23 protein-coding genes are annotated in these 25214 nt (G+C 70.7%); 8 read left to right on the top strand and 15 right to left on the bottom strand.

Annotated features, from left to right (window positions below; translation table 11 throughout):
* Window positions 1-2: 2 nt before the first annotated feature.
* From IE308_RS29155 to IE308_RS29135, 5 genes are all read right to left on the bottom strand, one after another.
* Window positions 3-1565 (bottom strand): SCO6880 family protein, encoded by a 1563-nt coding sequence (locus tag IE308_RS29155; RefSeq protein WP_110629006.1) that lies wholly within the window; start codon window positions 1563-1565, stop codon window positions 3-5.
* The gene (locus IE308_RS29150) at window positions 1562-2899 is read right to left on the bottom strand and encodes a hypothetical protein (RefSeq protein ID WP_190220187.1); all 1338 of its coding nucleotides are present in this window, start codon (window positions 2897-2899) and stop codon (window positions 1562-1564) included. Before IE308_RS29150 ends, IE308_RS29155 begins: the two co-directional genes overlap by 4 nt.
* Window positions 2889-3713 carry a hypothetical protein gene (locus IE308_RS29145; RefSeq protein WP_190220186.1) on the bottom strand — a complete coding sequence of 275 codons (825 nt, stop codon included), beginning with the start codon at window positions 3711-3713 and terminating at the stop codon, window positions 2889-2891. Before IE308_RS29145 ends, IE308_RS29150 begins: the two co-directional genes overlap by 11 nt.
* Before the next feature lie 212 nt (window positions 3714-3925).
* Window positions 3926-4234: a DUF8827 family protein gene (locus IE308_RS29140; protein ID WP_014673544.1), complete on the bottom strand. Its 309-nt coding sequence runs from the start codon at window positions 4232-4234 to the stop codon at window positions 3926-3928.
* A gap of 328 nt (window positions 4235-4562) precedes the next feature.
* Complete coding sequence (locus IE308_RS29135; protein ID WP_190220185.1) at window positions 4563-5165, bottom strand: TetR/AcrR family transcriptional regulator; 603 nt, start codon at window positions 5163-5165, stop codon at window positions 4563-4565.
* 71 nt (window positions 5166-5236) lie between these two features.
* Here IE308_RS29135 and IE308_RS29130 point away from each other — a divergent pair, with 71 nt between their 5' ends.
* A complete protein-coding gene (locus IE308_RS29130; protein WP_190220184.1) occupies window positions 5237-6184 on the top strand; it encodes an oxidoreductase in 948 nt (315 codons plus the stop codon).
* Window positions 6185-6274: 90 nt separating this feature from the next.
* Here the strand turns inward: IE308_RS29130 and IE308_RS29125 are convergent, their stop codons facing one another.
* From IE308_RS29125 to IE308_RS29115, 3 genes are all read right to left on the bottom strand, one after another.
* A complete protein-coding gene (locus IE308_RS29125) occupies window positions 6275-6730 on the bottom strand; it encodes a hypothetical protein (protein ID WP_190220183.1) in 456 nt (151 codons plus the stop codon).
* Window positions 6731-6770: 40 nt separating this feature from the next.
* Window positions 6771-7814, bottom strand: coding sequence for a hypothetical protein (locus IE308_RS29120; protein ID WP_190220182.1), 1044 nt, complete (start codon window positions 7812-7814; stop codon window positions 6771-6773).
* A 77-nt stretch (window positions 7815-7891) separates the two neighbouring features.
* Entirely contained in the window at window positions 7892-12649 is a 4758-nt protein-coding gene (locus tag IE308_RS29115) for a DUF6531 domain-containing protein (RefSeq protein WP_190220181.1), read from the bottom strand.
* A 214-nt stretch (window positions 12650-12863) separates the two neighbouring features.
* Here IE308_RS29115 and IE308_RS29110 point away from each other — a divergent pair, with 214 nt between their 5' ends.
* Window positions 12864-13640, top strand: a complete 777-nt coding sequence (locus tag IE308_RS29110; protein WP_190220180.1) for a trypsin-like peptidase domain-containing protein — start codon at window positions 12864-12866, stop codon at window positions 13638-13640.
* Here IE308_RS29110 and IE308_RS29105 read toward each other — a convergent pair.
* Window positions 13637-14209, bottom strand: a complete 573-nt coding sequence (locus IE308_RS29105) for a hypothetical protein (protein WP_190220179.1) — start codon at window positions 14207-14209, stop codon at window positions 13637-13639. The two genes, IE308_RS29110 and IE308_RS29105, sit on opposite strands and share 4 nt — an antisense overlap.
* Window positions 14210-14310: 101 nt before the next feature.
* Here IE308_RS29105 and IE308_RS29100 point away from each other — a divergent pair, with 101 nt between their 5' ends.
* Window positions 14311-15318: a C40 family peptidase gene (locus tag IE308_RS29100; protein WP_190220178.1), complete on the top strand. Its 1008-nt coding sequence runs from the start codon at window positions 14311-14313 to the stop codon at window positions 15316-15318.
* A 205-nt stretch (window positions 15319-15523) separates the two neighbouring features.
* The gene (locus IE308_RS29095) at window positions 15524-16231 is read left to right on the top strand and encodes a phosphatase PAP2 family protein (protein WP_110628993.1); all 708 of its coding nucleotides are present in this window, start codon (window positions 15524-15526) and stop codon (window positions 16229-16231) included.
* Window positions 16232-16249: 18 nt separating this feature from the next.
* On the opposite strand, the gene IE308_RS29090 is transcribed toward IE308_RS29095, so the two are convergent.
* Both IE308_RS29090 and IE308_RS29085 read right to left on the bottom strand, forming a co-directional pair.
* Entirely contained in the window at window positions 16250-17800 is a 1551-nt protein-coding gene (locus IE308_RS29090; RefSeq protein ID WP_190220177.1) for an FAD-binding oxidoreductase, read from the bottom strand.
* Window positions 17801-18442: 642 nt separating this feature from the next.
* The gene (locus tag IE308_RS29085; RefSeq protein ID WP_190220176.1) at window positions 18443-18598 is read right to left on the bottom strand and encodes a hypothetical protein; all 156 of its coding nucleotides are present in this window, start codon (window positions 18596-18598) and stop codon (window positions 18443-18445) included.
* Between the two features lie 104 nt (window positions 18599-18702).
* On the opposite strand from IE308_RS29085, the gene IE308_RS29080 reads away from it, so the two are divergent.
* Both IE308_RS29080 and IE308_RS29075 read left to right on the top strand, forming a co-directional pair.
* Window positions 18703-19572 (top strand): SCO4651 family lipoprotein, encoded by an 870-nt coding sequence (locus IE308_RS29080; protein WP_229909220.1) that lies wholly within the window; start codon window positions 18703-18705, stop codon window positions 19570-19572.
* Between the two features lie 124 nt (window positions 19573-19696).
* Window positions 19697-19879, top strand: a complete 183-nt coding sequence (locus tag IE308_RS29075) for a hypothetical protein (protein WP_110628990.1) — start codon at window positions 19697-19699, stop codon at window positions 19877-19879.
* 10 nt (window positions 19880-19889) lie between these two features.
* Here the strand turns inward: IE308_RS29075 and IE308_RS29070 are convergent, their stop codons facing one another.
* Complete coding sequence (locus tag IE308_RS29070) at window positions 19890-20297, bottom strand: metal-sensitive transcriptional regulator (protein ID WP_190220175.1); 408 nt, start codon at window positions 20295-20297, stop codon at window positions 19890-19892.
* A gap of 200 nt (window positions 20298-20497) precedes the next feature.
* On the opposite strand from IE308_RS29070, the gene IE308_RS29065 reads away from it, so the two are divergent.
* Window positions 20498-21118: a DUF47 domain-containing protein gene (locus tag IE308_RS29065; RefSeq protein WP_110628988.1), complete on the top strand. Its 621-nt coding sequence runs from the start codon at window positions 20498-20500 to the stop codon at window positions 21116-21118.
* Between the two features lie 9 nt (window positions 21119-21127).
* The gene (locus tag IE308_RS29060; RefSeq protein WP_110628987.1) at window positions 21128-22126 is read left to right on the top strand and encodes an inorganic phosphate transporter; all 999 of its coding nucleotides are present in this window, start codon (window positions 21128-21130) and stop codon (window positions 22124-22126) included.
* Window positions 22127-22309: 183 nt separating this feature from the next.
* Here IE308_RS29060 and pstB read toward each other — a convergent pair whose 3' ends face one another.
* The 3 genes from pstB to pstC are packed head-to-tail and all read right to left on the bottom strand — an operon-like array spanning window position 22310 to window position 25202.
* Window positions 22310-23086, bottom strand: coding sequence for a phosphate ABC transporter ATP-binding protein PstB (gene pstB, locus IE308_RS29055; RefSeq protein WP_110628986.1), 777 nt, complete (start codon window positions 23084-23086; stop codon window positions 22310-22312).
* Window positions 23087-23130: 44 nt separating this feature from the next.
* On the bottom strand, window positions 23131-24192 hold the full coding sequence (gene pstA, locus IE308_RS29050; RefSeq protein ID WP_190220174.1) for a phosphate ABC transporter permease PstA: 1062 nt from the start codon (window positions 24190-24192) through the stop codon (window positions 23131-23133).
* Window positions 24189-25202 carry a phosphate ABC transporter permease subunit PstC gene (gene pstC / locus IE308_RS29045; RefSeq protein ID WP_110628984.1) on the bottom strand — a complete coding sequence of 338 codons (1014 nt, stop codon included), beginning with the start codon at window positions 25200-25202 and terminating at the stop codon, window positions 24189-24191. Before pstC ends, pstA begins: the two co-directional genes overlap by 4 nt.
* Window positions 25203-25214: the final 12 nt, after the last annotated feature.

Raw genomic sequence — 25214 nt, 5'->3', positions numbered from 1 at the left:
CCCTACCTTCGGATTCCGGTGGCGAACGGCAGCGTGTTCACGAATGCCCGGTGGTGCTCGCGGTCGCACCACTCCAGCTTCAGATACGACTTTCCGGCCGAGGCCCTTATCGTCCGCTTGTCGCGGTTGAGGGCCTCCGGTGAGCGGGAGGAGACGGTGATGTAGCCGACCAGGTTGACGCCGGCGGCGCCGCTGGCGAGGTCCTCGCCGCGCTGGTCGAGGCGGTTGTGGGCGGCGATGTCGCGCGGGTCGACGGTGCGGTTCATCTTGGCGGCGCGGGAGGCCTCCGCCTCGTCGTTGGTCTTCTCCGTCAGCATGCGTTCGATGGCGACCTCGGTGGGTTCGAGGTCCATGGTGACGGCGACGGTGCGGATGACGTCCGGGGTGTGGACGAGGAGCGGCGCGAGGAAGTTCACGCCGACGGGGGTCATGGGCCACTCCTTGATCCAGGCGGTGGCGTGGCACCAGGGGGCGCGGGTGGAGGACTCGCGGGTCTTGGCCTGGAGGTAGGTGGGCTCGGTGGCGTCCAGCTCGGCCGGCCAGGCGTTGCGTTTCGTCATCGCCTGGATGTGGTCGATCGGGTGGTCCGGGTCGTACATGGAGTGGATGAGGGAGGCGAGCCGGCCCTGCCCGAGGGGCTGCCGGACGCGGATGTCGGCCTCCTGCAGGCGCGAGCAGATGTCGGTCAGCTCGCGGGCCATGACGACGGCGAGCCCGGCGTCCCGGTCGACCTTGCGGCCGCCGGCCTGGGTGCGGGCGGCGCGGGCCATGGCGTTGGCCTCGGCGGCCAGCTCGCGGGTGTAGTGCATGCAGGCGACGAGGTAGGCGCGGTGCTGCTCGCTGGAGGTGGACACCATCGACAGCAGCTGGTCGTACGACTCCTGCAGCCAGCCCGGTGCCTTCTCGTCGCCGCGGACGGCGACGTCCTTGGCGTGGGCGTCGGGGTCGGCGGGCAGGGTGCGGGCGAGCATCTGCAGGCGGGTGACGAAGCCGTCGCCGTTGGCGACGTGCTTGAGCAGGGTGCCGAAGCGGTCGACGAGGGCTTCCTGGTCCTCGCTGTCGCGCAGGCCGACGCCGGGGCCCTCGATCTCGATGGCCGCGGTGACGGTTCTGCGGTCGGCGTGCAGGAGCACGGCGATCTCGTCGGGCCCGAAGGGCGCGGCCAGCCAGGTGATCCGGCCGATGCCGGGCGGGGGCCCGACCTCGACCTCACGCCCGTCCAGCCGGGTGCCGGCCTCGATCGCGGCGGAGCGGTAGGTGGCGCCGCGGCGCACGGTGCGCTTGTAGCTGCGGTTGATCTCGAACCACTTGTAGAAGGTGCGGTGCTTGTACGGCACGTAGACCGCGGCCAGCGCGACCAGCGGGAAGCCGGTGAGCAGCAGGATGCGCAGCGGGAGGACGGGGACGAGGAGGCCGCACATCATGCCGAGGAACGCGCCCACGATGATCAGCGCGATCTCGCCGGTCTCGCGGTTGCGGCCGACGATCGCGTTCGGCCGGGCGCGGCCGATCAGATATGTACGGCGGGGCGTGACCGGATGGGACACGTGGGACTCGGTCGTCAACGCCCTTCACCTCCCGTGCGGTTGGTACTGCTGTTGCGGGTGTTGCTGGCGTGGGGAGTGTTGACCGCGCTGGTGCGGGGCGGGGGTGCGGCGGAGGGGACAGATCCGCCGCCACCACCGGTCGAGGTGCGGCCGCTGTGCGCGGCGACGCCGCCGGAGGCCGGGTTGGCCGGGCGGGGGGTGCTGCTCGCGGTCGCGGACTGGCCGCCGCCGTTGCTGTCGGCGCGGCTGCTGTGGGTCTTGATGCCCTGGGCGACGAGGGTCGCGGGGGAGCTGATGACGGCGGCGGCCTTGCCCTCCGCGCCCTGCATGATGCGGTTGTTGCGGGAGTTGGCGATCTCGTCGCCGAAGCCGGGGACGAAGCGGTAGATCATGCCGCTGGCGAAGATGGCGAGCAGGATGATGGCGAGGCCGGAGACGACGGCGGCGAGGGAGTCGGGGCCGCTGTCGCTGCTGAGGGCTCCGGCGAGGCCGAGCACGATGACGATGACCGGCTTGACGAGGATCACCGCGATCATGATCCCGGCCCAGCGGCGGACGTGGCCCCACAGGTTCTTGTCGACGAGGCCGGCGTAGACGACGACGCCGAGGAGGGCGCCGACGTAGAGCAGGACGGCGCGCAGGAACAGCTCCAGGTAGAGCACGCCGGCGGCGAGGATCGACACGAGGGAGACGAGGATCAGCATGATCGGCCCGCCGCCGATGTCGTTGCCCTTCTTGAGGGCCTCGCTGAACGTCCCGAAGAACGTGTCCGTCTGGTCGCCGGTCGCCTTCGCGAGCACGTCGCTGACGCCGTCGGTCGCCGAGACGACGGTGTAGAGGATCAGCGGGGTGAAGGCGGAGGCGAGGACGGTGAGCCAGAGGAACCCGATCGCCTCGGAGACGGCGGTGGTGAACGGCACGCCGCGGATCGCCCGCTTGGCTACGGCCAGCAGCCACAGGACGAGGGTGAGGATGGCCGAGGCCGCGAAGACGATGGCGTACTGCTGGAGGAACTTGGGGTTGGTGAAGTCGACGGAGGCGGTCTCTTTTACGGCGGCGGAGAGCTTGTCGACGGTCCAGGAGGCGGCGTCGGCGCAGCCCTTGGCTAGGGAGCTGAGGGGGTCGAGAGTGGTGGTGGGGTCCAGGGTGTTGGTGCCACCGCCGGTGCCCTTGGAGCCGTTGCCTCGTTCGCAGTAGTCCTTGGCGGGGCCGCGGATGAGGTCGCACGGGTCATTGCCGGCTGTCGGCGTGGGTGTGGGAGCCGCCAGAGCACGGGTCGCCTGCAGCATGACGGCGCCCTGTCCGGCGGCGACGACGGCCATGAGCTTGAGGAAGCGGTGGTTAGCGCGCATACGTGAACCCTCCGAATTCCTCGACGGCCTTCGTCATGTCGTCGGCGGTGGAGGCCTGCTGGTCGCGGCCGACCGGCACGGGCCCGTCCTTCTGCTGGAAGTCGGTGACCTTCCAGTCGTTGTTGATCCACCTCAGCTGGTAGGTCGTGGTGTACCAGCTCTCGGTGACGGGGTTGGTCGACGCTTGGCCGGACAGGCCGAAGAGCGAGGTGTACCAGACCTCTACGGTGGCGCTGTCGGCGCCGGACGCGGTGACCTTGGTGCCCACCGGAATGACCCGGGACACGAAGGTCTGCCCGGCCGGAGCGGTGCCGTTCTTGGTGAGGCCGATGTTGCTCAGAAACTTCTCGCTCGAGTAGGCGCTGTCCAGCGCGGCCTGCCGGGCGGCGGCGACATCGGGGGCGTAGACGCTGTTCACGATCTCATGCCGTCTCGCCGTGTTGAACATGTCGGCCGACCCCAGGGCAACCGAGAAGTTCGCGGCAGCCGATTGCGCCCCCTGCTGGTCGTGCGCGAACCCCGTGGGGATGCCGCCGGTCCCCGTCCGTACCGGGGCCACCCCGGTCGGGGCCGTTGCCGTGGTTTCGGGCTTGGTGGCGTCGGCCGGCGTGTTGTCGGCTGCGGAATCGTCTCCTCCACGGTTCGCGAAGGCGATCGCCGCGATGAGCAGGACGACGACGCCGACGACCGTGACCAGGCTCCGGGAGGAGGAGCGGGCCGTGCGGCGGGCGCCTCCGTAGGGGTCGCCCTCGGGCAGGCGGGTGCGTGTCTGGCCCGTACCGCCGTAACCGTCGTGCTCGTCACCGAGACTCATGCCGCGTACGCCCCCTCGACGTCGTGCAAAGACACGTAGACACGTAGAAGTACGACGGTAGCCGGGCCGGCTCCCGTACGGGCGCGGTGTGGTGACTCGACATCAGGGAAACGCAACCTCAGCCGGTGGGCACGACGGGCGGGTGGGGTGGAGGGGACCGGACCGGGCGTGGCCGGAGAGGACGGGGACGCGAGGGGGACAGCCGGGCGGGGCTACACGGCCATGCCGTACACGATGGTGAACAGCGTGCCGAGTGAGCCGATGATGAACACCCCGGTCAGCCCGGCGATGATGAGGCCCTTGCCCTGCTCGGCGCTGAAGGTGTCGCGCAGGGCCGTGGCGCCGATGCGCTGCTTGGCGGCGCCCCAGACGGCGATGCCGAGGCAGAGCAGGATGGCGACGGCCATCACGACCTCGATCATCACCTTGGCTTCGTTGCCCAGGCTGCCGAAGGGGCCCCAGTCCGGAGCGATCCCGCCGATGATGGTGTTGATGTCTCCCTTATCGGCCGCAAAGAGCATGTAAGTCACCGCCCCTGTTGGGTAGTTCCGCAGTCCCCTGCGGTGTGCAGAGGTCAGGCCTCATTCTCGCCGACAATCGCGCCGTCGTATGTCGACTTGGCGTCATTGATTGGCGGGTTTCGTACAAACTGCTGGCCGACGCCGTGTCAGCGCGCCACACCGGCGGGTGTGTTCCGGCGCGGGCGGAGTACACGGGGTCGTATCGTCACTCTGTGTATCACGGCAGGTCACGCCGGGCAATGAGGACGATGCGGAACCTGGGGTGTGGTTCCGTCGTTGACCCACTTCTGACCCACTGCCCCGTCCTCCCCTCCTCGATGAGGGGGTGTCAGCGGGGCGTGAGGCCGTGCAGCAGGTGGTGGACCTGTTCGTCGAGGCCGGCGAGGGCCTCCTCGGGGGAGAGGGCGCAGGCGGCGACGAGGGCGGCGAGGCCGTGCAGGCTGGAGGCGACGACCAGCATCAGGCGTTCGGGGTCGCCGGGGATGATCTCGCCGCGTTCCTGGGCGTCGGCGACGATCCGGGTGAGGGAGCCGAAGGTCTCGTCGACGGCTTCGGCGAGGCGGCCGGTGGTGTCGGGCTCGTGCTTGCGCGCGAACATCAGTTCCAGGAGTGCCGGGTTGTCGATGACGAACCCGAGGTAGGCCCGGGCGAGCCCGGTCATGCGCTCCTCGATCGGCCGGTCGGGGGCGTCGGCGGCGCCGAGGGTGCGGAGCAGGCGTTCGTAGCCGGTGAGGGCGAGTGCGTCGAGGAGGGCCTGCTTGTCCTTGAAGTGCCGGCCGGGCGCGGCGTGGCTGACGCCGACGTCGCGGGCGAGTTCCCGCAGGGAGAGCGCGGCGGCGCCCTTGTCGCGGAGGGTGCGTTCGGCGCTCTTGAGGAGGGCGGCGCGCAGGTCTCCGTGGTGGTAGGGGCGGCTCTCGGGCATGGACAGCATCGTAACGCCATGTTGACGATGTCAGCTTTGTTGTCATTGACAGCATTGTTGGCGGTGCCTACATTGGGCTCATGGCGGATCAGAAGAAGGACGCGAGCGGCAGGTGGAGCCTCGACTCCCTGCCGGACCTGTCGGGGCGTACGGCGGTGGTGACGGGCGCCAACAGTGGCATCGGCTTCGTCACGGCCGAGGCGCTGGCGCGGGCGGGAGCGCGTGTCGTCCTCGCCGTGCGGGACGAGGAGCGGGGGAAGGCCGCCGCGGGCCGGATCAGCGGCGCCACGGAGGTACGGCGGCTGGATCTGGCGGATCTCGCGTCGGTGCGGGAGTTCGCGGCGGGGTGGGACGGGCCGCTGGACCTGCTGATCAACAACGCGGGCGTGATGATGCTGCCGCGGCAGCGGACGCGCGACGGCTTCGAGATGCAGTTCGGCACCAACCATCTGGGCCACTTCGCGCTGACGAACCTGCTGCTGCCGCACGTCACCGACCGGGTGGTCACGGTCGCGTCCGGCGCGCACCGGTGGCCCGGCGCGGCGATCCACTTCGACGACCTGGACTTCGCGAACGGCTACAACCCGCAGCGCGCCTACGCCCAGTCGAAGCTGGCGAACCTGCTGTTCACGCTGGAACTGCAGCGCCGGCTGACGGAGGCGGGCTCGCCGGTGCGGGCGGTGGCGGCCCACCCCGGCTGGGCGGCCACCAACCTCCAGAGCCACGCGGGAAACCCGGTGACACGGCTCCTGATGCAGCTCGGCAACCGCCTGTTCGCCCAGTCCGACCGCGCGGGCGCCCTGCCGACGCTGTACGCGGCGGTGGAGGACGTACCGGGGGCGGCCTATGTCGGCCCGGACGGCTTCGCGGAGATGCGGGGCGCGCCGACGCTGGTGGGGCGGACGCGGGCGGCGAGCGATGCGGGGGTGGCGCGTCGGCTGTGGGATGTGTCGGAGGAGCTTACGGGGGTGCGGTTCTCGGTGGGGGCGGGGTCGGTCTCGGGCGGGGGTGGCTCTGGTCGGGGGTGACGGCTCAGCCCTGGTCGCGGGGTTCACGGCCCGGGGCCTCGGCCCTAGCCCTAGCCCTGGTCAGGGATGACCCGGCCTGGACAGCCCTGATCAGGCAGGACGGTGGCACACGTACGCCTCGTAGAAGTACTCGGCCTCGGACACGATGAGCAGCGTGTCGAACGCGCCCGACAGGAACATCCACGGCTCCTCGATCGCGTTACGCAGCCGGGCCGTCCAGCCGAGGACGGGGGCGTCGAGCGCCAGCCAAGGGTGGATGCTGAGGTGGGTCCTGACGTGGAGGCGGCCGGTGAGACCGTTCGTGGACAGCAAGCGGTCCAGCCATGCGTCGAGGTGCTGGGGGGACGCGTCGTCGGGGAGGCGGTCGGTCGGGTCCGTGTGGACGCTGAACGCCCACTCGATCGCCTCGGCCACCCACTCCGGCTCCTCACCGGGCCGCAGCGGGGTGCCGTCGGCGCTCCGCAGGTCGCCGAGCTCCGCCTCGACGGCCTTCAGCGCGGCCCGCTCCCGGTACTCACGGAGTTTCTGCTGTGACCGGCTCTGCATGGCGTCCTCTACGTTACTCCAGGACAGCCCTGCCCTGTTCTCACTGGGTGACCAGGCGGAAAGGGTGGTGGGAGTCGCGGGGGCACACGGTGATGATTAGGCGGCCCTGGCCGGGGGAGACCTCCGTCGGGACATTGGCCCAGCGGGTGGTCGCCTCCTGCCGGTCCTCGTACGGGATCCAGCTCGTGGTACCGGGATCCCACTCGCGGCGGTCGGCGGTCAGAAGCGGGACGAGTTCCGTGCCGCAGGCCGAGCAGTTCAACGGTGCCGGGCCCGTGAGGTTCCAGGCGATGTAACCGCCGACCTTCCAGCCGGGGGCCGTGGACAGGTCGTAGACGTAGCTCGGCCGCTCGGCGCTCTCGTCACCGCTCCCGTCCTCGGTTTCCTCGTCTTCGGCGTCCTCGTCCTCGGGTCCTTCCCATGCCTCGAGGCGCGCGCGGAGGGCGGGTTCGAGGACTTCCAGGTAGGGGTGTTCCACCACCTCTTCCGGGTGCAGGACGCAAGGGTTCGGGACGAGTTCCTGCCGGCCGACGACTTCCGGGGCCGGCTGTTCGATCAGGGGCGTGCCGACCTCTCCGGACCGGCGCCAGCGCAGCTCGACGTGCATCTCGTGCCGGCTTTCGCCGTGCCGTTCGAAGGGGCACCAGAAGACCTGCAGCAGATCCCCTTCGCCGGTGTCGGGCAGACCGGGCACGTCACGCCGGTACAGCTGGGCCACCGCGAGCATCGGAATGGGGTCGGTATCGGCGAGGTGCGGGGCATGCCGCCCCCGCTTGAAGCGCGACAGTTCCTCGCCTTCCTCGGCGTTGGGGCCCCGGCGCGGGTCACGCCGCCAGGCTCGCTCCAGGATCTCCCGCTCGCGCAGCACGTCCGCATAGCGGAAGCCGCTGCCGCGCTTGTGGGGGATCGTGCAGACCGGCCACGGTTCGTCGGCGGGCCACAGCATCGGGCCGCCGACCGAACTGTCCGCCGCGGTCGGGGTGCCACGACGCGGGTGCAGCCGGGTGGCGGTCCGGCGCACCGCCGCCAGCTCGGGGAAGAGCGTCTCCACGTCGATGGGGCGGGGTGGGGTGGTACGGGGCATAAGCCAACGCTTCCGAAGGTCGGGGGCGGGTACGTTCGCCGGACCGGGACTCTACCCAGTCAGGGTGTCCCGGCCGGTCAGGGACTCCACCCGGGGACGGCGGTGCGCACGCCGGCGGCCGGGTTGTCCAGCCAGCCGGTGAGCTCGAAGCCCCTGTTCCCGTAGGCGGAGTACTCGAGGCGGATGGGTATGGGATTGGTTCCCTCGTAGATCGGCTTGATGTCGTACTGGACGACCTCGCCCTTCTTCACCGCTTCGTAGATCGGGCCCTCGACCAGGTCCCGCTGGTACGGCGAGTTGGTGGGGTTGTTCGTCTGGGTCACCAGGTTGTGCTTGGCGTTGTGGTGCTTGCCCGCCCCGCCGAGACGATTGGCAAGGAGGTGGCCGCGGGCCTCGTTGAAGGCGTTTCCGTTGCCGCGCCAGCCCGGCGGCCAGGCGCCCCCCGCTTCCGTGCCCGTGTCCAGCATCTCGGGCCGGATGCAAGCGGAGACGCCGGTCGGACGGCCGAGGTGATCGTGGGCCCTGTAGCGGATGCTGCCGCCCTGTCCGTTGGCGCCGTCGGTCCACGTGTAGTGGTCCCTCCGGCAGGGCGCCAGCCCGATCGGGTCGTACAGGTCCAGCGGGTTGTGGACGTAGGCGACGGGGTTGGGCGCCGGCATCAGGCCCAGCGGATCCGGGCTGACGTAGCGGGCGGTCTCCGGGTCGTAGTGGCGGAAGTAGTTGTAGTGGAGGCCGGTCTCGGGGTCGGCGTACTGGCCGGGGTGGCGCAGCGGGGTGTAGGCGGTGGCGTCCGGATTGACGGCTGTGGTGCCCCAGACCGTGGCACGGGTGCGCCAGGCGATCTCGCCGGTCTCGTCGACGAGCTCGGTCGGGGTGCCGATCAGGTCCGAGACGATGGCGAAGAAGCGGGAGTCGATCTCCTCCTCGCCCATCGGCTTGCGTTCGTACTGCACCAGCGGACGGAAGCCGTCGTGGTCCCAGGTGAGCGTGGTGCCGCTGGACACCGTCGTCTGCTCGGCCAGCCGCGGGCCGTCCCAGGTGAAGCGGATCTCCTCGACGGGGGCACCCGACTCGTCCAGCCGGACCTTGGCCGTACGTCGTCCCAGAGGGTCGTAGCGGTAGAGCCAGGTGACGCCGTCCGGTGTGGTGCAGGAGGTGAGACGGTTCTCCGCGTCCCAGGAGTAGCGCCACACCTCGGGCCTGCGGGACAGACGCCTCTTGACCCGTTCGACGAGACGCCCGGCCGCGTCGTAGCGGTAGTGCGTGCGTCCCGCGCGCAGGACGCGGGTGCCGGTGTACTCGCGTTCGCCGCGCGCGGCGGGGTCGGCCGCGCGGTCCGGCCAGTCGGCGGTGAGCTGGTTGCCGGACGCGTCGTACGCGTAGGCCTCCGGGCCGGCGGGACCCGTGGCGCGCAGCGGTCGGCCCACCGGATCGAGGGTGTAGCCCGTGGCGCGTCCGGTGACGTCTTCGTGGACGGCGGTGAGATGGTCGTCGGCCCGGTAGGTGTACCGGCGCTCACGGATCCGGTGGCCCGCCCGCGCGGTGAGGGTCTGGCGGGTGAGTCTGCCCCGCACGTCCCAGTCCGAGACCAGGCGGAGGTCCGTGCCGACGGCCCGCTCGGTCTCACGGCCGAGAAGGTCGTGGCTGAAGGTGAGCGCGTGCCGGCCGTCGACGGTGAGGGCCGAGCGGTTGCCGGTCTCGTCCCAGCTCAGCTTGGTCCGCGCCCCGGTGGGGGTGGTGCGGGATGTCCGCCGGCCGGCCCGGTCGTAGCCGAGGCGGAGGGTGGCTCCGTCCACGCTCTGGGTCAGCAGGCGCCCGGCGGGGTCGTAGGTGAACTCCAGGGCGCACGCGGTGTTCTCCGCCGCTGTCAGACGGGAGGCGGCGTCGTAGGAGAACGAGGTGCGCGCGCCGTCGGCGGTCTTCGCGGTGAGCCGGCCGTTGAGGTCGAACTCGTACGTGACCTCCTGGCCGGCCGCGTTGGTCCGGCCGGCGAGGTTGCCGGCGGCGTCGTAGGAGCAGCGGGTCGTACGACCGTCGAAGTCGGTCTCGGCCAGGACACGGCCGACGGCGTCGAACTCGTAGGTCCATGTCAGCCCCGCCGGGTTGACGACCTTGACCAGGCGTTGCTCCGTGTCGTGGACGAAGGTGTGCGTGTGACCGTCCGGGCCGGTCCGCGAGGCGAGCAGGTCGAACGGGCCGAAGGTGCTGGTGGTGACGCCGCCGAGGGGGTCGGTGTGGCGGACGCAGTTGCCCTCGCCGTCCCACTCCCAGGACTCCTGTCCGCCGTCGGGGGAGACACGGGTGAGGAGCCTGCCCTCGGCGTCCCAGACGAAGCGGCTCGTCCCGCCGAGCGCGTCGGTCAGCTCGACGGGCCGGCCAAAGGCGTCCCGGCGGCACACGGTGCGGGCGCCGCGGGCATCCACCACGCCCACGGGGAGCCCGGCCGCATCGGCCTCCAGGCGCAGCACACCCCCGAGCGGGTCGGTGATGCTCTCCAGGGCGCCGGTGGGATGATGGGTGAAACGGTGCGTGGCGCCGTCGGGGCCGATGACCGCCGTACGGTTCCCCCGCGCGTCGTACTCCTGACGGGTCTCCGCCCCGTCCGGGCCGGTCATGCTGACCGGCAGGTGAAGCGCGTTGTACGTGATGCGGGTCCTGCTCCCGTCGGGAGCGGTCACGCAGGTCAGGTCGCCCTGCTCGTCCCAGTCCCAGTGAGTGGTGCGTCCGAGCGGGTCGGTGCGGGCCAGAAGATGGTCATGGCGGTCCCACTGTTGAGTGGTGGTGTGCCCGAGCGGGTCGGTGATGGCGACGATCTGGCCGTGGCGGTTGGCGCGGTAGACCGTGGCGTGACCGAGGGAGTCGGTGTAGGTGACGGTGCTGCTGCCGTCGTCCCGGGCATCGCCGTACAAAAGCCGGGAGTTGAGGATGCCGTCGGTACCGCGCGTCTCGACCACCCGGCCCGCGGCGTCGTAGACGTACGTGAACTCCGTGCCGTTGGAGTCCTGCCAGCCGGTGATCCGCTGGGCTTCGTCGTACGTGAAGCGGGTCGCGGCGCCGACCGCGTTGTGCACCTCGATGAGGTTGCCGGACTCGTCGTAACGGAAGGAACGGACTGGCACCGGTCCGCTCTCCGCGGCGATCGCCAGGCCGACGACATGGTGCTCCGCGACGTCGACGAGGACCTGGTAGCCACCGCTGTGGGTGACGGTGAGCGGCATGTCGTGCTCGTCGCGTTCCAGGGTCACCGTGTTGCCGTTGCGGTCCTGGACACCGACGAGCCACCACACACCGTCGCGGGATGCCGCGGGCTCGAAGTGCCGTGTGAGGCCGGTCCGCGGGTTCTCCACGGTCAGGACATAACTGCTGCCGCGCGTGACGTAGGTGAGGGGCAACTGCACGCCCTCGGCCGGGCCGACACGATCGCCGGGCAGATCGGGAAGACGGGGGTAGGCGAGGGCCGAGCCGTCCTCGCGGTACCACCAGAAGCCGCCCAGCGCGTCGTCCCTCTCGAGGCGTTCGTCGAGGGTGGAGGCCCAGGACGGCCCGAAGGACCGTCCGGTCGTGCATCCCGACAGGTGGGTGCGGCGCAGCACCAGTGGCAGGATGCCGGGCAGTTCGACATCTGTCTCCGCCAGGATCATCTGACCGCTGGCCATGTCGATGGGGTCGCCGCAGGTCTCCTTCGCCTCCAGCTCGCGGGCCTGCTGGGAGAGCTTCGAGGAGTCGATCTTCAGACCGGGGTCCGGCTTGCGGCCGGAGGCGGGGGCGCCGTGGTGGCTGCCCGAACCGTCTCCTGACTTGCTGGAGTTGACGTGGACGTTGTTGGCGCGGCGGCCGGCGTCGATGTCCTTGCCCTTGTGGAGGCGGGAGGTGGCCTTCACGCGGTCCGGGACGGTCTCGGCGAGGTGCTTGACGACCTTCTTGACGGCCTTCTCTGAGCCCTTGAGGGCGCCCTCAAGGACCGACTCGAAGGGCGCGGTGAAGGCGTCCTTGCCCTTGGTGCGGCCGAAGTGGCCCTTGGCTCGCTCCAGCGGGGCGGTGACGGCGGTGTGCAGGTCGCCGCCGTGCCGGGAGACCTTGTCGGCGCCGTCCTCGAACTCGACGTGGTCGATGAACAGGTCCACGCCGCCGCCCGGGCCGCCACCGGCGGAGGCGAGCATCATCGCCCCGCCGCCGGCCGAGGCGAGCTGCATGCCGCCGCCGTGGCCGTGCTTGCCGGTGCCACCGCCACCGCCGCCCGCGTTGGGCTCCGGCGGCAGTGAGAAGGCACCCTCGGCCAGGTCCAGGACCGCGTCCTCGACCATCTTCTCCAGCTTGGCGTTGACCGGCTCGGTCACCCGCGCGACCAGCTCGTCCACGATCCGGTCGGCTGCCTCGTCGACGATCCGCTTCACCGCCTGCCGCATCGCCGTGATCTCGGCCGCGCCGAGCAGCGCGGACAGGCCGCCGGTGAAGGCCGCGAGGCCGAGCGAGATACCCACCGAGGCGGCCATCGCGCCGAGTTCGATCTCGGCCTTGATCTTCATCCCGTAGACGATGTCGGCGACGACGTCGCACGCGTCCGCGAACAGCCGCGCCAGCTCAGGGATTTTGTCGAGATGCCCGGCCTTGACGTGCGACCAGTGCTTCTCCATCGCGTCCACGGCCCAGCCCTGCGAGGAGGACAGGATCCGGGTCACCGCTTGGTGGGCGTCGCCGCCCTTGCCCTCGAAGTTGTCCGCGAACTCCCGCATCGCCGTGCCCATTTCGCGGAAGTCGTCCTCGTCCACGTTCGGGAAGTTGATCCCGATGAAGTCGAGTATCTCGTCAAGCCAACCCGGGATCGTGTATCCCATCCCCCGTGCTCCCCGTTGTCGATCAAATGGTCGATGATCGTATTCGCGTTCGCATCCTAAAGGGGTGAGGGAGGAGGCGCTCCGGCTCTCTGCGTGTTCGCCCGTGGCTCGCGCTGTTGATCGTTGTCACTGTGTGTCACCGTCGGCTCGCGGGCGAGTGCCGTGGAAACTCTTCTGAAGCGCTTCTCACCTTTCTGGGTAACAGTGGTCTTTGATGAAGCGCACCAGACCCGCCTCCCGCGGCCCCCGCCGTCTCGCGCTCTTCGGCGTGATCGTGCTGGTGCTGTCGGTCGTCATGTCCGCGTCGCTGGCCACCGCCGACGCCGGGACCGGGCCGCTCGGGGTGACCGTCGTGGCGGCGGCCGGGGTGCGCAGCGACCGGGTGGGGGCGCTGTTCCACGAGGGGAAGCCGGGGGAGCACTACTGCACCGCCTCCGTCGTCCACAGCCCCCGGCACGACCTCGTCCTCACCGCCGCCCACTGCCTCGGCGAGGACGACGGGGAGCTGTTCTTCGCCCCCGGGTACCGGGACGGGCAGGCGCCCCACGGTCTGTGGAAGGTGGCCCGCCGGTATCTGCCCGAGGGGTGGGCCGACGGTCAGGACGAGGACAGTGACTTTGCCTTTGCCGCGCTGGAGCCCGATGGGAGCGGGCGGGAGGTCGAGGACGTCGTCGGTGGCGAGCGGTTCGCCGCCGGGGTCGCCACCGGGGCCACCGCCGTCACCGTCACCGGGTACCCGGACGACCGGGACGCGCCGGTCACCTGCACCGACAAGCCCCGGCCGCACAGCCGTACCCAGCAGCGCATCGAGTGCCCCGGGTTCAGCGCCGGGACCAGCGGGAGCCCCTGGGTGAACGGGAACGGCCAGGTCGTCGGCGTGCTCGGCGGGCACGAGCAGGGCGGGGCCACCGACGACGTGTCGTACAGCGTGGTCCTCGGGGCGGAGGCCGGCCGACTGTACCGGGAGGCCGTCTGCCCTGACTGCCGCTAGCCGCCCAGTACGCCGATCAGGGCCACCGACAGGTAGAACGCCGCCACGCACGCCATCACGTACGCCGCCGGCCGGCGGTGGATGGGCTTGCCCGGGTTCATCACGACACCCGTAGGGGGTGGGGTCACCGGGTACGGCAGTTTCTTCAGGCGGAAGTGCAGCGCCAGGTTGGCCAGCAGGGTGACCGGGCAGAACAGGAACATGGACAGGGGGCTCCACCAGCCCCCGGCCAGCGTCTTCGTCGTCAGGTCCCGGTGGATCGCCGTACCGCACGACCGGCACAGCGGCCCTTCGACCTTGCTGAAACGCATCCCCACCAGCAGGCCCGTGTGCTGACGCACGGTCATCGGCGCCGCCGGAGTCGCGCCGCAGATGCGGCACGCGGGACCCTGGGCGTAGGCGCCGTACGGCTGGGCGTATGGCGGGGAGTGCGGCTGGGCGTACTGCGGGGGGTGCGGCTGGGCGTACGGCGGCTGTGGTGCCGACGGGGCGTAACCCGCCTGCGCGGCGTACGGGTTGTCCGGCAACGGCTGCTGCTGGTGCGGCGGCGGATACGGCGGCGTTCCCACGTGCTGGTTTCTCCTTCTTCCCGACTTGCGTGTGATCACCCCGTCACACAGCGCCCGCCTCTACACTGACGCTCGGCAGACTCCCGGGCGGCGAGGGGTGGTTGACGGTGCGGAAGGTATGGATCGTAGGCACCGCCGCCCTGGCCGGTGCCGTCGGGTTCGTGCTGCTGCTCGTCGTCGGGGTGTTCGTCATCGCCGGGAACCTGATGAACGGGGTCGGCGGGGCCGGGAAGGCGCTGGCCAAAGGGGCCGTGCCCGCCGCCTACCAGACGCTCGTGCAGAAGTGGGGCAACCTGTGCCCGGCCCTCAATCCGGCGCTGCTCGCCGCCCAGCTGTACCAGGAGAGCGGGTTCAACCCGAACGCGAAGAGCCCGGCCAAGGCCGAGGGGATAGCGCAGTTCATCCCGGGGACCTGGGCCACGCACGGCATCGACGGGGACGGGGACGGGGACCGCGACGTGTGGGACCCGAACGACGCGATCCCGTCGGCCGCTTCGTACGACTGCACCCTCGCCGGCTATGTGAAGGACGTGCCGGGGAACGCCACGCACAACATGCTCGCCGCGTACAACGCGGGCGCGTACGCCGTCATCAAGTACAAGGGCGTCCCGCCGTACAAGGAGACGCAGAACTACGTCAGGACGATCACCACTCTCGAGGACTCCTTCGCCGCGCCCGTCAACCGTGTCGACCCCTCCCGGCAGGCCGCCGGTGCCATCTACTTCGCGCAGAAGAAGCTCGGCACGCCCTACCTCTGGGGCGGCAACGGCACCGCCGACCAGGGAGGACGCTTCGACTGCTCCGGGCTGACCAAGGCCGCCTACGAGAGCGTGGGGATCGTGCTGCCGCGCGTCGCCAACGACCAGTACAACGCCGGACCGCACCCGAAGAGGGAAGAGCTGCTCCCGGGGGACCTGGTCTTCTTCTCCGACGACCTCACCAACTCGCGGGCCATCCGGCACGTGGGCATCTACGTCGGCGGCGGCTACATGATCGACGCGCCGCGCACGGGTGCCGTGATCCGCTTCGACCCGATCGACACCCCCGACTACTTCGGGGCCACCCGGGTCACCGAAGATGGCGCGAAAGCGCTCCCCACCACAGTGTGAAACAAGGGCGAAAACGGGTGGGGGCCCCTCCCCTGAGCTGCGACGATGGATCTCTCTTCGATAACGTCTGCGTGATCATTCGGTGGAGCGTGGAACGTAATGAGGGGGACCGTGCGTTCCTGTTGACGACCAGTGAATCCACGGGGGTGGGCAAGCGGCGCATGTCCGGTGCGCCGCGGAGAACGACGTAAGGGGCCGCAGCACCATGGCTGGACTCGCCGAATCCGGGTCGAACCCCGACGTCGACCTGCTCTACGACATCAACGGCCTCGCCAAGGACGCACCCCACTGGTTCGACCGGGTCATGGAGTACGTCGGCGAGTACGGCCTGCTGCTCGCCATGGTGCTGCTCGTGCTGTGGTGCTGGTGGTCCGTGCGGCGGCGCGGCGCCGAGGACGCCGCGTCGTCCGTCGCCGCGCTGGTGTGGGCGCCGCTCGCCGCGGGCGTCGCCGTGCTGGTCAACGTCCCCATCCGAGGCTTCGTGGAACGGCCCCGGCCCTTCCTCGACCACCAGGGGCTCGACGTCCTCGTCTCCGGCAAGACCGACTACTCCTTCGTCAGCGACCACGCCACCATCACGATGGCCCTCGGCGTCGGACTCTTCGTCACCAACCGGAAGTTCGGGCTCGTCGGGATAGGGCTCGCGCTGCTGGAGGGCTTCTGCCGGGTCTACATGGGCGTGCACTACCCGACCGACGTCGTCGGCGGCTTCGCCCTCGGTACGGCCGTCGCGCTGCTGCTGTCGCCCGTCGCCATGGCGCTGCTCACGCCCCTGATGAAGGCCGTCGAGGGCTCACGCCGGCTGGGCTGGGTCATCCGAGCCCGGGGCGCCGGACAGGGGCAGGAGTCCGTGGTGTCCGGTGCGCGCAGCAAGCGGTCCGTCGACTCGGAGGAACGCGACCTGGCCGCCTAGCAGCGCCCTCGGCGGGCCCTACAGGGCCTGCGGGAAGGTGAAGACGCGGTGCGGGTCGTACTGCCGCTTCAGCTGCGCCAGCCGGGACGCCGCCTGCCCGTAGTAGGCCGTACGCCAGTCCCTCAGCGTCGGATCCGTGTAGTTCTGGTACGCCGCACCCGAGGCGTACGGCCTCATCGCGCCGTGCGCCGCCGTCAGCCAGGCCTGGGCCGCCGTACCGGACGTGCCCGCGCGCCAGGCCGCGATGTACTGGGCGAGCATCCTCGACCGGCGGTGCACGAACGCCGTCGCGGTCGGCGCGACGCGGTTCACCGCGCCGCCGAGGGCGGTCAGCTGGACCGTGCCGGAACCGCCGCGGACATTTCTGATCTGCGCCAGCAGGGTCTGCACGCCGTTGGCCGAAATCGATCGGTCGAAGAAGTCGGAGCGGGCCGCGTACGTCTCCCGGTGCAGAGCGCCCCGGGGGGACCGGCCCGGCGTGGAGCCCGGCAGGTGGCACTGGGCGTCCTCGGTGAAGGCCGAGCACCCGGCGTAGATCTCCATCGCCTGCTCGTACGAGCGGCGGCGCAGCGAGACGCTGGTCGCGTCCGCGCCGACGCGGGCGGCGAGGCGGTCGACGGCGTTCTGCAGCTCACCGTAGGTGCCGAGGGAGAACGCGGAGACGGTGACGGTGGGGGTGCCGCCGGTGTAGTTCGCCAGGTGCAGCGACGACCAGATCTCGTCCGGCTGCGAGGGCCCCCACTCCTGCCAGGCCTTCAGCACGGCCGCCGCCTTCGCCCACGGCCAGGACAGGTACGCGGTGACGGCCTGCGGGGCCGGGTGGGTACGGAAGTGCAGCTCGGTGACGACGCCGAAGTTGCCGTTGCCGGCGCCGCGCAGCGCCCAGAAGAGGTCCTGGTGGTTCCTCGCGTCGGCGGTGAGCTGCTTGCCGTCGGCGGTGACGAGGGTCGCGGCGGTGAGGCTGTCGCAGGTCAGGCCGTACGCCCGGGACACGACCCCGTGGCCGCCGCCGAGGGTGAGGCCGGAGACGCCGACGGTGGGGCAGGAGCCGGCGGGGATCGTCGTGCCCTTCGCGGCGAGCGCCCGGTAGACGTCGATCAGCTTGGCGCCGGCGCCGACCACTGCCGTGGTGCCGGAGGCGCGGATCGTGCCGAGCCTCGACACGTCGATGATCAGGCGGTTGTCGCCGGAGGACCAGCCGGCGTACGAGTGGCCGCCGTTGCGGATGGCGACGTTGATGTGGTGGGCGCGGGCGTAGGCGAGGGTGGTGCGGATGTCGTCGGCGTGCCGTACGTACGCCACGGCGGCGGGCCTCAGCGTGTCGAACCGGGTGTTGTACAGCAGCCGGGCCGACCGCCAGTCCGCGTCCCCCGGCCGCACGAGGGTGCCGTCGAGGTCGCGTGCGAGGGCGGTCCAGGTGGCGGGGGCGGAGGCGGCGGTGGTCTTGAGCGGGGGGTGGGTGGAGGCGGCGGTGTCCTTCGTGGCGGTGCCGCTGTTTGTGCAGGCGGTGGCGGTGCCGACCGCGGCGAGCGTCGCCGCGGTACCGCCTATGAAGGTGCGCCGGTCCATGTGCTTGCCCTCTTCCTGCCCCGGGGGTCCTGTGGAAGGGGACGGGGTGCGGGGGCGTGGGGTTCCATGGTGCCCTCGCCGCCCCGGACGCGGCTGCTGCAGCTTGGCGGGCTGGGCACCCGGCGTGGGTGCGGGCCGGGGGTGGGTGGCGCAGCCCGGCGCTTGCGGGGTGCCGCTGCGCCCACCCGTGCCGCCCCAGCGGCACGACTGCCCGCAGCTACGCAGGGATACGGCCCGGCGGTGCGGCTGCTCGCAGCTGAGGCGGCGGGGCGGCCCAGCGGTGCGGCTGCCCGCTACCCCAGCGGGGCGGCCCTGCCGCAGCCACGGCGGCCGGTAGACGCGTACGGCGAGCAGGGGACGTGTCGGGGGGTGTCCGCCCGCAGCGGGCGGCGAAAAGAAGCGGTGCGGATTTGACCGTACGCAGCGGCGCACCGAGGACGGATACCCCCCGGCGCGGCCCCGACCCACCCACCAGCACAACGCGCTACACCAGCCCCCACACACCCGCGCGGGCCACCGCAGGCATTCAGGGGCGCGGGGAACTGCGCGAGCAACCACCCACCCACCCGCACAGGGCCGCCGAAGGCACACCGCGGGGAACTGCGCGAGCAACCACCCCCCCCCACCCGCAGACGAACCCGTTCAGGTCCGGCCCGGTGCCGAGACGTGGGCCTCCGCGTCCGCTCGGGCCATGCTTCGGGCCCTGCGGGCCGGCCCCCGCCAGCCGCACGTGCAGTGGGCCAGGCAGAAGCGGCCCTGCTCGACCGTCGTGGTCCTGTGGTGGTCCTGCTCGGTCACGTCGACAACGTTAGCGCCCGGCGCCGCCGCGTGACGGCGGCACTTACCCGTCGTTAACCGAACGACAGGCGGCCCTTGACGGACGTACCGGGGGTAGGCGGGCGATGGCTGAGCGGCGGCAGCGGCAGCAGCAGCGGCAGCGGCGGCAGGTGCGGCGACTGCGCAGGCAAGCGACGGGCTTCGCCTGCGGGCTCCTGGTCTGCCTGTGCGCCTCCGCATGTTCCGGCAACGGCGTCGCCGTCGAGGACGCCCGTGCCGCCGGTGACGCCGTGCAGGTGGTCCGCGGCGCCCCCGACCGCCTCCTCGCCGCGGGCAGTTCCAAGGCGCGGACGTCGGTGGAGATGGCCACCGGCGGCACCCGCGTCACCATCCGCGGCGCCGGCGTCTACGACTACCGGCACCGCCTCGGCCGGCTCACCGTCATGCTGCCGCCGGACCCCGCGGGCAGCAGCGAGCACCGGCCCATCACCGAACTCCTCGCCCCGGGCGCGCTGTTCATGAAGAACCGCGGCGCGGGCGTGCCCGCCGACAAGTGGGTGCGGGTGGAGACCGCGGGCATGTCCGACGGGAACCTCGTCACCGGCGGCGCCACCGATCCGTACGCCGCCGCGGAGCTGCTGCGCGGGACGCGGTCGGCGACGTATCTGGGGCGTACCGAGATCGCCGGGACCGAGGTGCGGCACTACCGCGGCACCGCCGACCTCAGGGAGGCGGCGAAGCGGGCCTCGGTGGCCGGAAGGGCACCCCTGCTGGCCGCGGCGAAAGGGTTCGCCACGGCGGTCGTGCCATTCGACGTGTACCTCGACGACGAGGGCCGTATCCGCAAGGTCCGGCACCGCTTCAGCTTCGTCAACGGGCAGCGCAAGGACGCCGTGGCCGTCGCCTCGACGACCCTGCTGTACGACTTCGGCGCCCCCGCCGACGTACGTCTGCCGAGGAGCGAGGACATCTACGCCGGCAAGATCGCGGAGTAGAAAGGTCCGTCTCCGGCTCGCCGCCGCCCGCGTCCGGAGTTGGCCAGGACTAGCCCGTCCGTGCCATGCGCGGTGTGTAGGCCGCTCCCTACTCTAGGAAGCCGGTGACGGCAGAGACGAGGTGATGCGCGTGGCTCCGGTCGGCGGTACGGCGGTTCAGGACCACGTGGCCCTCGCCGAGATCGAACTGTGCGGAGAGCTGATGATCGCGGCCTCGGCCGCGGACGAGGACCGGCTCAGCCTGGAGAGCATCGACGAGGTGCTCCGGGTCGCCGAGGAGCGGGCCCGCCCGCGCGAGCGCCGCTGAGCCTCACGCCTCACGTCCGCAGCAGCCGCGCGATCGCCTTCGTCGCCTCCTCGACCTTCGCGTCGATCTCGGACCCGCCCTTGAGGGCCGCGTCGGCGACGCAGTGCCGCAGGTGCTCCTCCAGCAGCTGCAGCGCGAAGGACTGCAGGGCCTTGGTGGAGGCGGAGACCTGCGTGAGTATGTCGATGCAGTAGACGTCCTCGTCGACCATCCGCTGCAGGCCGCGGATCTGGCCCTCGATCCGGCGCAGCCGCTTGAGGTGCTCGTCCTTCTGCTTGTGGTACCCGTGCACGCCGCGGTCGTGGTCGGTGACCACCTCCGCGCCGACGGTCTCGGCCGTCCCGGCGGTCTCGGCCCTCTCGGCCGTCCCGGCCGCCTCCGCGGAGGGCGCACCTGCGCCGGCCTCTGTGGTCGTCATCGCGTCCTCCCCGGTGCACGGAAACGGGCATATACCCCTGGTAGGTATATAGTAGCGAAGTTCGCCGGGTAGAAGGGGGTGCGGCCCCCGTGCCGACCACTGTGCCCGATGGGCGACACTGGGGTCCGGCCCGATAGCCGTGGCCGGATGATGCGCCTAGCATCAGCCTGACCGAAACCGATGCATCCCGAGGACCCCACGTGCGCTTTCGTCTGACCCCCAGGGAGACGAGCTTCTACGACATGTTCGCCGCCTCCGCGGACAACATCGTCACCGGCTCGAAGCTCCTGATGGAACTGCTCGGGGCGGACCCCTCCGCCCGGGCCGAGATCGCAGAGCGTATGCGGGCCGCGGAACACGCAGGTGACGACGCGACGCATGCGATCTTCCACCAGCTGAACTCCTCGTTCATCACGCCGTTCGACCGCGAGGACATCTACTCCCTCGCCTCGTCCCTCGACGACATCATGGACTTCATGGAGGAGGCCGTCGACCTGGTCGTCCTCTACAACGTCGAGGAACTGCCCAAGGGCGTCGAGCAGCAGATCGAGGTGCTGGCGCGGGCGGCCGAGCTGACGGCCGAGGCCATGCCGAACCTGCGGACCATGGACAACCTCACCGAGTACTGGATCGAGGTCAACCGTCTGGAGAACCAGGCCGACCAGATCCACCGCAAGCTGCTCGCCCACCTCTTCAACGGCAAGTACGACGCCATCGAGGTGCTCAAGCTCAAGCAGATCGTGGATGTGCTGGAGGAGGCCGCGGACGCCTTCGAGCACGTGGCGAACACGGTGGAGACCATCGCGGTCAAGGAGTCCTGAGGCCCCGCCATGGACACCTTCGCCCTGGTCGTGACCATCGCGGTCGCGCTCTTCTTCACGTACACCAACGGCTTCCACGATTCGGCCAACGCCATCGCCACGTCCGTCTCCACGCGGGCGCTGACCCCGCGGGCGGCGCTGGCCATGGCGGCCGTGATGAACCTCGCCGGTGCCTTCCTCGGCTCCGGGGTCGCCAAGACCGTCAGCGAGGGCCTGATCCAGACACCCGAGGGCTCCAAGGGCATGGGGATCCTCTTCGCGGCGCTGGTCGGCGCGATCGTCTGGAACCTGATCACCTGGTACTTCGGGCTGCCCTCGTCCTCGTCCCACGCGCTGTTCGGCGGCATGGTCGGCGCGGCCCTCGCGGGCGGTACGACCGTGTACTGGCACGGCGTGCTGGAAAAGGTCGTCATCCCGATGTTCGTGTCGCCGGTGGTCGGTCTCGTCGCCGGTTACCTGGTGATGACGGTCATCCTGTGGCTCTTCCGCCGGGCCAACCCGCACAAGGCCAAGCGCGGCTTCCGCATCGCGCAGACGGTGTCGGCGGCCGGTATGGCCCTCGGCCACGGTCTGCAGGACGCGCAGAAGACCATGGGCATCGTGGTGATGGCGCTGGTCATCGCCGATGTCGAGGACTACGGCGACCCGATCCCGGTGTGGGTGAAGATCGCCTGTGCCGTGATGCTGTCGCTGGGCACGTACGCCGGTGGCTGGCGGATCATGCGGACGCTCGGCCGGAAGATCATCGAGCTGGACCCGCCGCAGGGGTTCGCGGCGGAGACGACCGGTGCGTCGATCATGTTCACGACGGCGTTCCTGTTCAAGGCGCCGATCTCGACCACGCATGTGATCACCTCGGCGATCATGGGTGTCGGCGCGACCAAGCGGGTCAACGCCGTGCGGTGGGGCGTCGCCAAGAACATCGTGCTGGGCTGGTTCATCACGATGCCGGCGGCCGCGCTCGTCGCCGCGCTGGCTTTCGGGATCGTGAACTTGGCCGTCCTCTAGGCGCCGTGCCAGGGGGCTTCGCCCCCTGGACCCCCGGGCCTGTGCCCACCCACCACCCGACTCGGTCGGCAACAAGTCCAGCGACAACACACACGGGCCCGCCCCCCGGGAGCCAGGGGGCGGGCCCTTTGGTGTCCTCGCGGTGGCACCGCCATGCAGCACCGCGAGGAGTCGGGGGTCGGCTCAGCCGAAGCGGCCCGAGATGTAGTCCTCGGTGGCCTGGACCGACGGGTTGGAGAAGATCCGCTCGGTGTCGTCGATCTCGACGAGCTTGCCGGGCTGGCCGACCGCGGCCAGGTTGAAGAAGGCGGTGCGGTCCGAGACCCGGGCCGCCTGCTGCATGTTGTGCGTCACGATGACGATCGTGAACCGCTCCTTCAGCTCGCCGATCAGGTCCTCGATGGCGAGCGTGGAGATCGGGTCGAGGGCCGAGCAGGGCTCGTCCATCAGCAGCACGTCCGGCTCGACCGCGATGGCCCGCGCGATGCACAGACGCTGCTGCTGGCCGCCGGAGAGGCCGGAGCCCGGCTTGTTCAGGCGGTCCTTGACCTCGTTCCAGAGGTTGGCGCCGCGCAGCGACTTCTCGACGATGTCGTTCAGCTCGGACTTGCGGTAGTTGCCGTTCAGTCGCAGGCCCGCCGCCACGTTGTCGAAGATCGACATGGTGGGGAAGGGGTTCGGGCGCTGGAAGACCATGCCGACCTCGCGGCGCACGGAGACCGGGTCCACGCCGGCGCCGTACAGGTCCTCGTCGTCCAGCAGCACCTTGCCCTCGACGCGGCCGCCGGGGGTGACCTCGTGCATGCGGTTGAGGGTGCGCAGGAACGTGGACTTGCCGCAGCCGGACGGGCCGATGAACGCCGTCACCGAGCGGGGCTCGACGGTCATCGAGATGTCGTCGATCGCCTTGTGGGAGCCGTAGTAGGCGGTCAGACCGCTTACGTCGATTCGCTTGGCCATGTCTCTACTTCACTTCCAAACAGTCGGTCGCTGTATGGCCGCCGTCAGCGACCGGTCTTCGGGGCCTTCCAGCGGGCGATGCCGCGGGCCAGCAGGTTGAGGATCATCACGAAGGCGATCAGCGTGAGCGAGGCCGCCCAGGCGCGGTCGTAGGCGTACGTCGACCCGGCGCTCTGCGAGTACTGCTGGTAGATGTACAGCGGCAGCGACGCCTGCGCGCCCTCGAACGGGTTCGAGTTGATGAACGGGTTGCCGAAGACCAGCAGCAGGACCGGGGCGGTCTCGCCCGCGATGCGGGCGATGGCGAGCATGACGCCCGTGGTGATGCCGCCGATGGAGGTGGGCAGGACCACCTTCAGGATGGTCCGCCACTTCGGGACGCCGAGCGCGAGGGAGGCCTCGCGCAGCTCGTTCGGGACGAGCTTGAGCATCTCCTCCGTGGAGCGGACGACCACCGGCATCATCAGGATCGCGAGCGCGAGGGAGCCGGCGAAGCCGAAGGGCTGCATCTTCAGCATCAGCATGATGGAGAGGATGAACAGGCCCGCGACGATCGACGGGATGCCGGTCATGACGTCGACGAAGAAGGTGACGGCCTTGGCGAGCCTGCCGCGGCCGTACTCGACCAGGTAGATCGCGGTGAGGACGCCGATCGGGGCGCCGATCAGGGTGGCGAGGCCGACCTGCTCCAGGCTGCCGAGGATGGCGTGGTAGATGCCGCCGCCCGGCTCGGAGTCGGCGACGACGCCCATGGAGTGGGTGAGGAAGTAGCCGTCGAGGACCTTCACGCCGCGCTTGACCGTCGCCCACACCAGGGAGGCGAGCGGGATCACGGCGAGGAGGAAGGCCACCCAGACGAAGCTGGTGGCGACGCGGTCCTTGGCCTGGCGGCGGCCCTCGACGCGGGCGGCGATGCCGTAGGTGCCGAGGACGTACAGGACGGCGGCGATCAGGGCCCACTGGATGCTGCTGTGCAGTCCCGCGCCGGCGCTGATGCCGAGGCCGGCGGCGACCGAGCCGGCCGCGATGGCGTACGGGCCCCACTGGGGCAGGCGGGCGCCGCGCAGGGAACCGGGGCGCTTGTCGGCGATGGCGGCGTGGCTCATGCGTTGGCCCCCGAGTACTCCTTGCGGCGGGCGATGATCAGCCGGGCCGCGCCGTTGACCAGCAGGGTGATGACGAACAGGACCAGACCGGAGGCGATGAGCGCGTCCCGGCCGAACTCGTCCGCCTCGCTGAACTTGGCGGCGATGTTCTGCGCGAAGGTGCCGCCGCCGGGGTTGAGCAGGCTGGCGTGCAGGTCGAAGTCGGGGGAGAGGACGGTGGCGACGGCCATCGTCTCGCCGAGGGCGCGGCCGAGGCCGAGCATCGAGGCGGAGATCACGCCGGAGCGGCCGAAGGGCAGCACCGCCATGCGGACGACCTCCCAGCGGGTGGCGCCGAGCGCCAGGGCCGCCTCCTCGTGCATCTGCGGGACCTGCCGGAAGACCTCACGGCTGACGTTGGTGATGATCGGCAGGATCATGATCGCGAGCAGGATGCCCACGGTGAGCATCGCGCGCGGGGCGCCCTCGTCCCAGGCGAAGATCCCGGTCCAGCCGAGGTAGTCGTCGAGCCAGCCGAACAGGCCGTTCATGTGCGGTACGAGGATCAGCGCGCCCCACAGGCCGTACACGATGGACGGCACCGCGGCGAGCAGGTCGATGACGTACGCGATGGGGCCGCGCAGGCGGCGCGGGGCGTAGTGGGTGAGGAACAGGGCGATGGCGACCGCGATCGGAACGGCGATGGCCATGGCGATGATCGAGGAGACGACCGTGCCGACGGCGAGGACGGCGATGCCGAACCTCGGCTCCAGGCCCGCGGTGACCCACTCGAAGGTGGTCAGGAAGTTGCCGTTGTCCTTGCTGATGGCGAGGGACGCGCGGTAGCTGAGGAAGACCGCGATGGCGGCCATGATCACCAGCAGCAGGATGCCCGAGCCGCGCGTCAGGCCGAGGAAGATGCGGTCACCGGGGCGGGTCGCGCCGCGGGCCGCGCGCTTCTGCTCGGCGGGGGCGGGCCGGGGCTGGGGTGGGGGCGGAGGTGCGTCGTGTGTCTTCGTGGATATGTCCATCGGGTTCTCCGG

The organism is Streptomyces griseosporeus (genome assembly GCF_014656055.1).
GTDB classification, from domain to species: domain Bacteria; phylum Actinomycetota; class Actinomycetes; order Streptomycetales; family Streptomycetaceae; genus Streptomyces; species Streptomyces griseosporeus.
The sequence above is the reverse complement of the archived record's forward strand: the minus strand, read 5'-3'. Positions and strand labels throughout refer to the sequence as shown.

Coding starts and splice junctions, on each gene's coding strand:
- IE308_RS29150 (WP_190220187.1), bottom strand. CDS start 2,899: ATGCGCGCTAACCACCGCTTCCTCAAGCTCATGGCCGTCGTCGCCGCC.
- IE308_RS29145 (WP_190220186.1), bottom strand. CDS start 3,713: ATGAGTCTCGGTGACGAGCACGACGGTTACGGCGGTACGGGCCAGACA.
- IE308_RS29140 (WP_014673544.1), bottom strand. CDS start 4,234: ATGCTCTTTGCGGCCGATAAGGGAGACATCAACACCATCATCGGCGGG.
- IE308_RS29135 (WP_190220185.1), bottom strand. CDS start 5,165: ATGCTGTCCATGCCCGAGAGCCGCCCCTACCACCACGGAGACCTGCGC.
- IE308_RS29130 (WP_190220184.1), top strand. CDS start 5,237: ATGGCGGATCAGAAGAAGGACGCGAGCGGCAGGTGGAGCCTCGACTCC.
- IE308_RS29125 (WP_190220183.1), bottom strand. CDS start 6,730: ATGCAGAGCCGGTCACAGCAGAAACTCCGTGAGTACCGGGAGCGGGCC.
- IE308_RS29120 (WP_190220182.1), bottom strand. CDS start 7,814: ATGCCCCGTACCACCCCACCCCGCCCCATCGACGTGGAGACGCTCTTC.
- IE308_RS29115 (WP_190220181.1), bottom strand. CDS start 12,649: ATGGGATACACGATCCCGGGTTGGCTTGACGAGATACTCGACTTCATC.
- IE308_RS29110 (WP_190220180.1), top strand. CDS start 12,864: ATGAAGCGCACCAGACCCGCCTCCCGCGGCCCCCGCCGTCTCGCGCTC.
- IE308_RS29095 (WP_110628993.1), top strand. CDS start 15,524: ATGGCTGGACTCGCCGAATCCGGGTCGAACCCCGACGTCGACCTGCTC.
- IE308_RS29090 (WP_190220177.1), bottom strand. CDS start 17,800: ATGGACCGGCGCACCTTCATAGGCGGTACCGCGGCGACGCTCGCCGCG.
- IE308_RS29080 (WP_229909220.1), top strand. CDS start 18,703: ATGGCTGAGCGGCGGCAGCGGCAGCAGCAGCGGCAGCGGCGGCAGGTG.
- IE308_RS29075 (WP_110628990.1), top strand. CDS start 19,697: ATGCGCGTGGCTCCGGTCGGCGGTACGGCGGTTCAGGACCACGTGGCC.
- IE308_RS29070 (WP_190220175.1), bottom strand. CDS start 20,297: ATGACGACCACAGAGGCCGGCGCAGGTGCGCCCTCCGCGGAGGCGGCC.
- IE308_RS29060 (WP_110628987.1), top strand. CDS start 21,128: ATGGACACCTTCGCCCTGGTCGTGACCATCGCGGTCGCGCTCTTCTTC.
- pstB (WP_110628986.1), bottom strand. CDS start 23,086: ATGGCCAAGCGAATCGACGTAAGCGGTCTGACCGCCTACTACGGCTCC.
- pstA (WP_190220174.1), bottom strand. CDS start 24,192: ATGAGCCACGCCGCCATCGCCGACAAGCGCCCCGGTTCCCTGCGCGGC.
- pstC (WP_110628984.1), bottom strand. CDS start 25,202: ATGGACATATCCACGAAGACACACGACGCACCTCCGCCCCCACCCCAG.